The 10,425-nt window shown below is 69.9% G+C and carries 11 protein-coding genes and 1 rRNA gene; 3 read left to right on the top strand and 9 right to left on the bottom strand.

The features are described 5' to 3' along the window. The 6 genes from AXK61_RS04640 to AXK61_RS04615 all read right to left on the bottom strand — a co-directional run. Positions 1-205: ribosomal RNA gene (locus tag AXK61_RS04640) — 16S ribosomal RNA — on the bottom strand; the annotation flags it as partial. An 818-nt stretch (positions 206-1,023) separates the two neighbouring features. Next, on the bottom strand, positions 1,024-2,310 hold the full coding sequence (tyrS, locus tag AXK61_RS04635) for a tyrosine--tRNA ligase (protein WP_068570020.1): 1,287 nt from the start codon (positions 2,308-2,310) through the stop codon (positions 1,024-1,026). Between the two features lie 24 nt (positions 2,311-2,334). Next, positions 2,335-2,919 carry a DNA-3-methyladenine glycosylase gene (locus tag AXK61_RS04630; RefSeq protein WP_068569983.1) on the bottom strand — a complete coding sequence of 195 codons (585 nt, stop codon included), beginning with the start codon at positions 2,917-2,919 and terminating at the stop codon, positions 2,335-2,337. Continuing rightward, positions 2,916-3,122 (bottom strand): Trm112 family protein, encoded by a 207-nt coding sequence (locus AXK61_RS04625; RefSeq protein WP_068744084.1) that lies wholly within the window; start codon positions 3,120-3,122, stop codon positions 2,916-2,918. Before AXK61_RS04625 ends, AXK61_RS04630 begins: the two co-directional genes overlap by 4 nt. Positions 3,123-3,131: 9 nt before the next feature. Beyond that, positions 3,132-4,205: an NAD(P)-dependent alcohol dehydrogenase gene (locus tag AXK61_RS04620; RefSeq protein ID WP_068569985.1), complete on the bottom strand. Its 1,074-nt coding sequence runs from the start codon at positions 4,203-4,205 to the stop codon at positions 3,132-3,134. Continuing rightward, complete coding sequence (locus AXK61_RS04615) at positions 4,202-4,696, bottom strand: DUF4334 domain-containing protein (RefSeq protein WP_068744083.1); 495 nt, start codon at positions 4,694-4,696, stop codon at positions 4,202-4,204. Before AXK61_RS04615 ends, AXK61_RS04620 begins: the two co-directional genes overlap by 4 nt. A 151-nt stretch (positions 4,697-4,847) precedes the next feature. Between AXK61_RS04615 and AXK61_RS04610 the strand changes: the two genes are divergently transcribed. The 3 genes from AXK61_RS04610 to AXK61_RS04600 are packed head-to-tail and all read left to right on the top strand — an operon-like array spanning position 4,848 to position 6,930. Beyond that, the gene (locus tag AXK61_RS04610; RefSeq protein WP_082789220.1) at positions 4,848-5,579 is read left to right on the top strand and encodes an ABC transporter ATP-binding protein; all 732 of its coding nucleotides are present in this window, start codon (positions 4,848-4,850) and stop codon (positions 5,577-5,579) included. Next, the gene (locus AXK61_RS04605) at positions 5,576-6,334 is read left to right on the top strand and encodes an ABC transporter permease (RefSeq protein ID WP_068569988.1); all 759 of its coding nucleotides are present in this window, start codon (positions 5,576-5,578) and stop codon (positions 6,332-6,334) included. Before AXK61_RS04610 ends, AXK61_RS04605 begins: the two co-directional genes overlap by 4 nt. Further along, on the top strand, positions 6,331-6,930 hold the full coding sequence (locus AXK61_RS04600) for a TetR/AcrR family transcriptional regulator (protein WP_068569989.1): 600 nt from the start codon (positions 6,331-6,333) through the stop codon (positions 6,928-6,930). Before AXK61_RS04605 ends, AXK61_RS04600 begins: the two co-directional genes overlap by 4 nt. A gap of 58 nt (positions 6,931-6,988) precedes the next feature. Here AXK61_RS04600 and argH read toward each other — a convergent pair whose 3' ends face one another. From argH to AXK61_RS04585, 3 genes are read right to left on the bottom strand one after another with little or no spacing between them, the layout of a single operon-like run. Beyond that, complete coding sequence (gene argH / locus AXK61_RS04595) at positions 6,989-8,437, bottom strand: argininosuccinate lyase (protein WP_231855431.1); 1,449 nt, start codon at positions 8,435-8,437, stop codon at positions 6,989-6,991. A 33-nt stretch (positions 8,438-8,470) separates the two neighbouring features. After that, on the bottom strand, positions 8,471-9,892 hold the full coding sequence (gene argG / locus AXK61_RS04590) for an argininosuccinate synthase (RefSeq protein ID WP_068569990.1): 1,422 nt from the start codon (positions 9,890-9,892) through the stop codon (positions 8,471-8,473). 35 nt (positions 9,893-9,927) lie between these two features. Further along, on the bottom strand, positions 9,928-10,413 hold the full coding sequence (locus tag AXK61_RS04585; RefSeq protein WP_068569991.1) for an arginine repressor: 486 nt from the start codon (positions 10,411-10,413) through the stop codon (positions 9,928-9,930). Positions 10,414-10,425 lie beyond the last annotated feature (12 nt).

The raw sequence follows: 10,425 nt of genomic DNA, 5'->3' as shown, positions 1-10,425 counted from the left end.
GCTTTCCACCAAACCCCATGCAGGGAAAGGTCATATCCGGTATTAGACCCAGTTTCCCAGGCTTATCCCGAAGTACAGGGCAGGTCACCCACGTGTTACTCACCCGTTCGCCACTCGTGTACCCCGAAGGGCCTTACCGTTCGACTTGCATGTGTTAAGCACGCCGCCAGCGTTCGTCCTGAGCCAGGATCAAACTCTCCATAAAAAACACTAGAAACACAAGGTTTCAGCATAATCCAGGAAATCCTGAACAAAACGAAACCACTGACAAAAATCAATGATTCCAGAAATACATCTCGCAAAGAAATAAACGAGAAAAGCCACAACACAAACAACCAAAAATTTGATTGTCCATGCGTGCCAAAAAATTTTGGCACTGACAATTTCATCGACACACTGTTGAGTTCTCAAAGAACACGCCAAACGCGGCCGTCCACACCACACAAACCGAAGCCCGTGCCTATCGTGTGAACCGCACCTTCGCAGGCAGTCCATGCTACTCTCTCCAAACCACCCAGTCAAAAACCCTGGCCGGCCCGCTCGGAGCAACCGTTCAAGCTTAGCAGATCGGATTTCCGTGTGCAACTCGCTCTCGCGGGCCACTCTCGGAAGCACTTCGAACCGCTCAACCGCACGTTCAGGCGCCCTCGACCGTGTCATACGTTCGAGAGGCGATCTCCCCGTGGAGGCTGGCTGCTCGGAGCAACCGTTCCAGCTTATATCGGAGTCGATCTCGGTGTCAAACCGGGGCTCGGCTCCATGTTGTCAAGCTGTCAGAATTTCTACCGTCTGACCTGGGCTTTTCGGCCCCGTCCTGGTCGGTGTCGCTCTGACTTCGAATAAGTTACGCACCGTGGAACGGAAGCACAAATCCGCAGGTCAGCGCGTAACGTTCCGTTCATCTACGCAGGTCAGCGGCTCGTCCCCGGGAGCGCACCGTCGAATCCCATGAATGTGATCCGCAGCACAAAGGCCGCCCCGCGCTCGATGGCGGGACGGCCTCAGTGATCATGACCAGGGAATTCAGGCGATGCGAGCACCGGCGAAGGACTTCTTACCTCGACGGAGGACCAGCCACTGCCCGTGCAGGAGGTCGCTCGGTGCCGGCTCCCACTCCTCCGACTCCACCTTCACGTTGTTGGCGTAGGCGCCGCCCTCCTTCACGGCACGGCGCGCGGCGCCCTTCGACTCGCACAGCCCCGTCGCCGTCAACAGGTCGATGATCGTCCGCGGCTCCCCCGCTGCCACCTCGACCACCGATGCCTCGGCGAGCGCGGCCGCGAGCGTCCCCTCGGGGAGATCGGCGAGATCGCCGCGACCGAACAGGGCCTGCGAGGCGAGCTCGGCCGCGCGGGTGTGCTCCTCCCCGTGGACCAGCGTCGTCATCTCGGCGGCGAGCCGCTTCTGCGCCGTGCGCCGCTGAGGTGCCTCTGCGGTCTCGCGCTCCAGCTCGGCGATCTCCTCCCGCGTGAGGAAGGTGAACCAGCGCAGGTAGCGGATCACGTCGGCGTCCGCGGTGTTCACGAAGTACTGGTACCAGGCGTACGGGCTGGTCAGCTCGGGGTCCAGCCACAGCGAGCCGCCGCCCGTGGACTTGCCGAACTTCTTCCCGTCCGACGACGTGACGAGCGGCGTCGTCAGCGCGTGCACGTGTCGGCCGTCGATCTTCCGGTTCAGGTCGACCCCGGATACGATGTTGCCCCATTGGTCGGAGCCGCCGATCTGCAGCGCGCAGTCATAGCGGCGGGAGAGCTCCACGTAGTCGTAGGCCTGCAGCAGCATGTAGCTGAACTCGGTGTAGCTGATCCCGTCCGACTCGAGGCGGCGCTTGACGGTGTCGCGCGCGAGCATGACGTTGATCGAGAAGTGCTTGCCCACGTCGCGCAGGAAGGTGGGCACGTTCATCTGCCCGTGCCAGTCGAGGTTGTTGACGAGGATCGCGCCGTTGTCGCCGGTCAGCCCCTCGTCACCGGAGAGCGCGACGAACCGTCGCAGCTGCCCGTCGATCTTCGCCGCCCACTCGGCCACGGTGTCCGCCGAATTCAGGACCCGCTCCCCCACGTCACGCGGATCGCCGACCTGGCCCGTCGCCCCACCGCCGAGGACGATGGGCCGGTGCCCGGCCTCCTGGAAACGGCGCAGGGTCAGCAACTGCACCAGGTGGCCGGCATGCAGCGACGACGCCGTCGGGTCGAAGCCCGCATAGAGCGAGATGCTCCCCGCGTCGAGGCGTTCCCGCAGCGCGTCGATGTCGGTGGACTGCGCGATCAGGCCGCGCCAGGACAGTTCTTCGAGGATGTCAGCACTCACGCGCTCCATTGTGACGCAAGGGACCTACCGGCTCACCGAAGGATGACCCTCCAGCCACAGGCGCCAGGGCAGGTCGACCGCCTTGGAGATGCCGATGCGCGGCCCCACGGCAACCGGACCGCGCCGGGCGGCGAGATCGAGGCGCACCGTCGACCCCGGATCGAGGAGGTCGATGCCCTTGTCCGCGAGGGATATCCCGAGGGCCTGGCCGAGCCGCCCGGGGCCGGCGGCGAGGCGTTCGTCGCGGTCGCGCACGCCGCGCCGCGCTCGGACGTGCTCCGCGCCGTCGAGGATTTCCGCGGCGCGCATGAGCACCCCGCTCCCCGTCCCGTCGGGACCGGCGGTGACGTTGATGCAGGTGTGGATGCCGTACGAGAGGTACACGTACAGGTGTCCGGCCGGGCCGAACATCACGTGATTACGGGGCGTGGGGCCCGGGTAGGTGTGCGCGGCGGGATCGGGCCACGGCCCGTCGGCGGGCGAGCCGTACGCCTCGACCTCGACGATGCGGGCCCGCACGTCACCCACCGTGAGAACGGAGCCGAGCACGAGCCGCGCGGCGTCGAGGGGGTGGCCGGACAGCCGCTCCCGCGCGCGCTCGGGCGTCACTGCGCGGCGCGGGCCAGGATCGCCTCGTGCTCGGCGACGTCCACGTCCCGCGCCTCGCCGATCAACAGCACGGGCAGGCCGTCCTCGATCGGGTAGGCGCGGCGGAGGCGCGGGTTGTAGAACAGCTCGTCCGGCACGTACAGCAGCGGTCCCTTGTCCTGCGGGCAGGCGAGGATCTTCAGCAGCGTCGCGTCGATGGCCATGCGCCCATGTTACCCAGCGGGGAGCCAGACCGGCTTGACCGCGGTGCCCTCGCGGGCCGCGGCCCAGGCCTCGTCGAAGTCGGTGAACGCGGTGACCAGCCGGTCGACGGGGAGACGCCCCTCCGCAACGGCCGCGGCCAGCTCCGGGAGGAACTCCGACGGCTCCGAGTCCCCCTCGATCACGCCGATCACGCGCAGTCCGCGGGACATGATGAGCAGCACGGGGAGCTCCGCGGACGCCTCTCCCAACCCGACCACTGCCACCGTCCCCCGCGGGCGCAGCGCGAGGACGGCCTGGGTCAGGGCATCGGGCCGGGCCGTGGTGTCGACCGCGGCGTGCGCGCCGCCGCCCGTCGCGTCGATGACCTGCTGCGCGGCCTGGGGCCCGGCCTCGACCGCGTGGGTCGCGCCCAGTTCCAGCGCGAGCGCGCGGCGATCCGCGCGCGGGTCCACCGCGACGATCGTGCCCGCCCCCGCCAACTTCGCACCCATCACCGCCGCGAGCCCGACGGCGCCGGTGCCGAACACCACCACCGACTCGCCCGGCTGCACCTTCAGCGCTCGGGTCACGGTGCCGACGCCCGTCTGGATGCTGCATCCGAGCGGCGCCGCCAGCTCGAGGGGCAGGTCGCCGATCGGCACGGTGTTGCGGTCGGTCGCGAGCGCGAGCCCCGCGAAGCTGGACTGGCCGAAGAACCCGCCGGTCACGGCGGTCCCACCCGAGCGGATGCCGGGCAGGCCCAGATAGTTCAGCACGATCGACTGTTCGCAATAGCCCGGCGTGCCGGCCGCACAGAACTCGCAGGCGCCGCAGCTGTCGAAGGTCAGCGACACCCGGTCGCCGGCGCGGACCGTCGTCACGTCGGGCCCGACGGCCTCGACGACGCCCGCACCCTCGTGCCCCAGGATCACCGGCATGCCCTGCTCGGGCCAGTTCGCGGCCAGGGTGAGGTCGGTGTGGCACACGCCCACGGCGTGGATCCGGACCAGGACCTGGTGCCCCGTCGGGTCCGGTACCTCCACTTCCAGGTCCGACGGTGCCGCCCCCGGCTCGGCCACCACGCGCGCGACGGTGCGGTTCACCGGACCGCCTCCGCGCAGCCGCCGCCCGTGTTGCTTCCGGGATCGCGCTCCAAGTAGAAGTAGAAGTACGGCGCGACCAGCTGCTTTCCGGTCATGATGCCCATCACCGTGTCGTCGTCGACCTTGACGAAGTGGTCGATCACGGGCTGCCCGTCGTAGACCATCGACGCGGTGACGCGCCCCTCGAAGTCGATGAGGCGCAGCGTCGCCTCGCCCTTGCCCAGCGCGACATTGGAGAACTTCACGCCGTTCTCGTCCAGGCACACCAGTGGCTGCACGTCGACGGCGGAGCGGAAGCTCTTGCCGTACCACCGGGCCTTGCCCAGCGCCCCGTCCATGGGGTGGCCCGACAGGAGCTCGCCGCCGCGCCAGTCACCGAACAGGAAGTCGATCGACACCGGCTCGAGCTGTGCGAAGAGGCGGGCCAGCTCATCGGGATCGGAGGGGCGTGGCTCGTCGATGAGCCCGCGGACTGTCTGCGCTGCGGTCATGCCGTGATGTTATCCGATGTTCTCTGTCGCGAGGGCCGGAATCGGAACGCGTTTCACAAGACCGCGGGCGAAACCTTGACACCGACCCGCACCGCGGCGCAGAATTCACTCATCGATGAATTCATCCATCAGTGAATTACTTGGAGGCTCGATGACCAGCGCGATCACCCTGTCCGGGCTCACCGTGGCCCGCTCGGGCACCACCGTTCTCGACCACCTCGATGCCGAAATCCCCGCGGGCGCCATCACCGGCCTGCTCGGTCCCTCGGGGTCCGGCAAGACCACCCTGATGCGGGTGATCGTGGGCGCACAGCGGATCACCGGCGGCACGGCGACGGTGCTCGGCCGACCCGCGGGAGACCCGGACCTGCGCGCCCGCGTCGGCTACACGACGCAGTCCCCCGCGGTGTACGGCGACCTCACCGTCGCGCAGAACGTCGAGTACTTCGGCGCGCTGTACCCCGGGCGGCGCGCCTCGGCGCGGGCCGACGCGGCGGAGGCCATCGACGCCGTCGGACTCGGCGCGTTCGCCGGCCGTCGGGCCGACGCGCTGTCGGGCGGGCAGCGCTCGCGGGTGAGCATCGCATGCGCGCTGGTCGCGCACCCCGAGCTGCTCATTCTCGACGAGCCCACCGTCGGCCTCGACCCGCTGCTGCGCGCCGAGCTGTGGGAGCGCTTCGCCGTCATGGCCGCTGCCGGCACCACGCTGCTGGTCTCCAGTCATGTCATGGACGAGGCCGCCCACTGCGCCCGCCTGATCCTGCTCCGCGAGGGTCGGCTGGTGGCCGAGCTCGCACCGTCGGACCTGCTGACCCGCACCGGAGCACCCACCCTGGACGACGCCTTCCTCGCGCTCGTCCGCGACCAGGAGGCAGCGGCATGAGCACCGTCCTCAACCCGAGCATCACCCGGGCGACCGCGGTCCGCGTGGTGCGACAGCTGCGCGCGGACCCGCGCACCGTCGCGATGATCGTCGTGGTCCCGACGGCACTGCTGGCGCTGCTCTTCTTCCTCTACCGCGACTCCCCGGGCGGCTCGGCGGTCTTCAGCCGCATCGCTCTAGTGCTCCTCGGCGTGCTCCCCTTCGCGTTGATGTTCATCGTGACCTCGATCGCGATGCAGCGCGAGCGCGTCTCCGGCACGCTCGAGCGTCTGCTCACCACGCCGCTCGCCAAGGCCGATCTGCTGCTGGGCTACGCCGCTGCGTTCTCCCTCGCGGCGACGGCGCAGGCGGCGGTCGCGACGGCGGTCGCGAGGTACCTGCTCGGCATGGACACCGCGGGCAGCGTGTGGCTGGTGGTGCTCATCGCCGTGGTCGACGCCTGGCTCGGCGTCGCGCTCGGGCTGCTGTTCAGCGCGTTCGCGCGCACGGAGTTCCAGGCGGTCCAGTTCATGCCGATCGTCGTGGTGCCGCAACTGTTCCTGTGCGGACTGTTCGTCCCGCACGACGCGATGCCCGGCTGGCTGCAGGGCATCGCCGACGTCCTCCCCATGACCTACGCCGTCAAGGCCCTGCAGGAGGTGGGTGCCCACACGGCCGCGACCGGGACCATGTGGACGTCCCTCGCCGTGGTCGCCGGCTTCGCCGTCGCGGCGCTCGCCCTCGCGGCGGCGACGCTGCAGCGCAGGGTCGCGTGAGCGCGGGCCGCTCGGGGCGACGGTCCGGAAGCCCGGACACCCGCGCGCAGATCCTCGACGCCGCCCGGGCGGGGTTCGCGCGTGGCGGCCTGGCGGGGACGACGGTGCGCTCGATCGCCGAGGCGGCCGGCGTGGATTCCGCGCTGGTGCACCACTACTTCGGCACGAAGCAGCAGCTCTACCTCGCGGCACTGGAGATCCCCGTCGACCCGGAGTTCGTGCGCGCGCCGCTCCGGGACGCGCCGCTCGACGATGCCGCCCGGGCACTGCTGCGCGCCCTGCTGACGATGTGGGACGGGCCCTTGCGCGACGTGGGCGTCGCGGTGATCCGCACCAATCTCGGCAACGGCGGCGACCCCGCGATCGTGCGCGGCTTCCTGCTCGAGATCGCGCTGGCCGAGCTCATCGGCCGCATGGACGCGGGCCCCGGCGACGGGGCCCTCCGCGCGAATCTCGTGGCGGCCCAGGTGTTCGGCCTGCTCGTGGCGCGCTACGTCGTGGGCTTCGAGCCCCTCGCCTCGCTCACCGTCGACGAGGTGGTCGACCTCGCCGCGCCCCCGCTCCAGCAGGTGATCACCGGCCCTCTCCCCAATTGAACACCGTTATGGAGAGAAAACCCGCAGGTCGGATTCTCCATAACGGTGTTCAATTCGATCAGGCGGTGGCCCAGGTACGCAGGGCGGGGAGGGCGGCGGTCACGCGGTCGAGTTGCGCCGCCACGGCCGACGGTGCCGTGCCGCCCCGGGCGCTGCGCGAGGCGACGGAGCCGCGCACCGTCAGGACCTCGCGGACCTGCGGGGTGAGCGCGGGATGGATCGCGGCGAACTCCTCGTCGGTGAGACCGTCGAGACCGACGCCGCGCGACTCGGCGGCGCGGACGCACTCCCCCGCCGCCTCGTGCGCGACACGGAACGGGATGCCCTGCCGCACCATCCACTCCGCGACGTCGGTCGCGAGCGTGAACCCCGCAGGGGCCAGCTGCCCCATGCGGTCCGCGTGGAAGGTGAGCGTGGCGGTGAGCCCGGCGACGGCCGGCAGGAGCTGCCGCAGCTGCTCCACCGAGTCGAACACCGGCTCCTTGTCCTCCTGCAGGTCGCGGTTGTACGCGAGCGGCTGCGCCTTGAGCGTCGCGAGGAGGCCGGACAGGTTGCCGATGAGGCGGCCGGCCTTACCTCGCGAGAGCTCCGCGACGTCCGGGTTCTTCTTCTGCGGCATGATCGAGCTGCCGGTGGACCACGCGTCCGCGAGGGTCACGTAGCCGAACTCGGCGGTGCTCCACAGGATCACGTCCTCCGACCAGCGGGACAGGTCGACGGCGATCTGCGCGAAGACGTACGCCGCCTCGGCCGCGAAATCCCGCGACGCGGTGGCGTCGAGGCTGTTGTCCGCCGCGGAGTCGAAGCCGAGATCGGCCGCGATCGCGTCGGGGTCGAGCCCCAGCGACGATCCGGCGAGCGCACCGGATCCGTACGGCGAGACCGCGATCCGCTTGTCCAGGTCCTGCAGCCGCTGCACGTCCCGCAGCAGCGGGTGCGTGTAGGCGAGCAGGTGGTGGCTGAGCAGGATCGGCTGCGCCGCCTGCAGGTGCGTCTTGCCCGGCAGGATCGTCTCGGGGTTGGCCTGCGCCTGCGCGACGAAGGCGTCCACCACGTCGAGCACGCCGACCGCGACGAGCCGCACCGCGTCGCGCAGCCACATCCGGAACAGCGTGGCCACCTGGTCGTTCCGCGACCGGCCGGCGCGCAGACGCCCGCCGACCTCGGCGCCCGCGCGCTCGATCAGCCCGCGCTCCAGCGCGCCGTGCACGTCCTCATCGGACTCCGCCGGCCCGAATGCGCCGGACGCCACGTCGGCCCCGAGCTGATCCAGTGCCGCGAGCATCGAGGCCAGATCCTCGTCGGACAGCAGTCCGGCGCGGTTCAACACGCGGGCGTGCGCCTTCGAGGCCCGCACGTCGTACGGGGCGAGCGCCCAGTCGAAATGGGTGGACTTGCTCAGCGCGGCCATCGCCTCGGCGGGGCCGGACGCGAACCGTCCGCCCCACAGGCTGCCCTCGTTGGTGCCGTGCTTGATGGCCGGCTCGCCGGCGTGCTTCTCGCTCACTGGCGTTGCACTCTCTTCCGCGGTCTGGGTGGACTAGTCGGTGCCGAGGTCGAACGCGGCGTGGTTGCTGGCCTCGTCGAGAGCCGACGGGATCTGCTCGCCGCCGGAGACGATGGCCTCCGCGCCGCCCCGTTCCAGCTCGCCGACCAGCGCGGCGGTCTCGCCTGCGACGATGCCCTGCGCGGCGTACTGCTCCAGCCGCGAACGGGAATCGGCGATGTCGAGGTTGCGCATGGTGAGCTGGCCGATGCGCTCGTCGGGGCCGAAGGCAGCGTCGCCCACGCGCTCCATCGAGAGCTTCTCCGGGTGGTAGCTCAGGTTGGGTCCGGTGGTGTCGATGATCGAGTAGTCGTCGCCGCGACGCAGGCGCAGCGTGACGGAGCCGGTGACGGCGGACGCGACCCAGCGGATGATGGCCTCGCGCTGCATCAGCGACTGAGGATCGAGCCAACGGCCCTCGTACATCAGGCGGCCCAGGCGGCGGCCCTCGTTGTGGTACGTGGCGATGGTGTCCTCGTTGTGGATCGCGTTCACCAGGCGCTCGTAGGTCGCGTGCAGCAGCGCCATGCCGGGCGCCTCGTAGATGCCGCGCGACTTGGCCTCGATGATGCGGTTCTCGATCTGGTCGGAGATGCCCAGGCCGTGGCGGCCGCCGATGCGGTTCGCCTCGCGGACCAGCTCGACCGGGTCGGAGTACTCCACACCGTTGATCGCGACCGGCACGCCGGCCTCGAAGGTGACGGTGACGTCCTCGGTCGCGATCTCCACCGACTCGTCCCACGGGGCGACGCCCATGATCGGGTCGACGATGAGCACGCCGGTGTTGAGGAACTCCAGGTCCTTGGCCTCGTGCGTGGCGCCCCAGATGTTGGCGTCGGTGGAGTAGGCCTTCTCGGTGGAGTCGCGGTACGGGAAGCCGTGCGCGACGAGCCACTCGCTCATCTCCTTGCGGCCGCCGAGCTCGGTGACGAACTGCGAGTCCAGCCACGGCTTGTAGATCCGCAGCGCGGGGTTCGCCATGAGGCCGTAGCGGTAGAACCGCTCGATGTCGTTGCCCTTGTAGGTGGAGCCGTCGCCCCAGATGTCGACGCCGTCCTCCTTCATGGCCCGCACCAGCATGGTGCCGGTCACGACGCGGCCGATCGGGGTGGTGTTGAAGTAGGTCTTGCCGCCCGAGCGGATGTGGAAGGCGCCGGTCTGCAGGGCGGCGATGCCCTCCTGCACCAACAGCGGCTGCACGTCGACGAGGCGCGCGATCTCGGCGCCGTACTCCTTCGCGCGGTCCGGCACGGCGTCGATGTCCGGCTCGTCGGGCTGGCCGATGTTCGCCGTGTACGTGCAGGGCACGGCGCCCTTGTCGCGCATCCAGGCGACGGCCACGGAGGTGTCGAGGCCGCCGGAGAAGGCGATGCCGACGCGCTCGCCGACGGGCAGGGTGGAGAGGACCTTAGACATGGTCGATAAGCCTATCTGGTGGAGGGTGTTCGGATTCAGGCGAGCGCCACGAGCCGCTCGGCGAGGTCCTTGCCGGTCAGGGGCTCGCGCGCGACGACGAGCACGGTGTCGTCGCCGGCGACGGTGCCCACGACCTCCGGCAGCGACGACCGGTCGAGCGCACTGGCGAGGAAGTTCGCCGCGCCCGGCGGGGTGCGCAGGACGCAGATGTTGCCGCTGTGGTCGGTGGAGACGAGGAGCTCGCCCAGCAGGCGGGAGAGCCGCTCGGTGCCGCCGGACACGCCGCGCACGGGCGAACCGTCCTCGGGGACCACGTACACGCCCGTGCCGCCGTCGGCACCGCGCAGCTTCACGGCGCCGAGCTCGTCGAGGTCGCGCGAGATGGTGGCCTGCGTCGCCTCGTAGCCGCCGCGCACGAGGAGCGCCTGCAGCTCGGCCTGGCTGCGGACCTGGTGGTTGGCGAGGATCTCGACGATGGCCGCCTGCCGCCCCGCGCGCGTGGCCAGCGGCTGATCGGTCATGACGCCGCGCCG

It is taken from the genome of Tsukamurella pseudospumae (assembly GCF_001575205.1).
GTDB classification, from domain to species: Bacteria; Actinomycetota; Actinomycetes; order Mycobacteriales; family Mycobacteriaceae; genus Tsukamurella; species Tsukamurella pseudospumae.
The sequence above is the reverse complement of the archived record's forward strand: the minus strand, read 5'-3'. Positions and strand labels throughout refer to the sequence as shown.